This is a genomic window from Pseudomonas entomophila (assembly GCF_013523125.1).
GTDB classification, from domain to species: Bacteria; Pseudomonadota; Gammaproteobacteria; order Pseudomonadales; family Pseudomonadaceae; genus Aquipseudomonas; species Aquipseudomonas entomophila_B.
On sequence record NZ_JAAMQJ010000130.1, the window covers coordinates 1 to 253 of the forward strand.

1 protein-coding gene is annotated in these 253 nt (G+C 55.7%); it reads left to right on the forward strand.

What is annotated here, in order from left to right:
• A partial coding sequence (locus G7007_RS21955; RefSeq protein WP_181105205.1) for a transposase domain-containing protein occupies positions 1-141 on the forward strand: 141 nt, incomplete at its 5' end.
• Between the last annotated feature and the right edge of the window lie 112 nt (positions 142-253).

Here is a 253-nt window from a genome sequence, read left to right on the forward strand (position 1 = left end):
GCAACAGCCAGTGCTCAACTTTACAGCTTGGTTGAGACTGCCAAAGCCAATGGCCAAGAGCCTTATGCGTGGCTGCGCCACGCACTCGAACGTCTACCAACGGCGACATCGGTCGAAGATTACGAAGGGCGGTCTCAGTGACCAAGTGCAACACCCGAGGTAAGGTGCTGCATGACTACTCACTACACCCACTTGACCATCGAAGAGCGCGTAACGCTAATGATCATGCGTATGCAAGGCGCCTCGCTGCGAG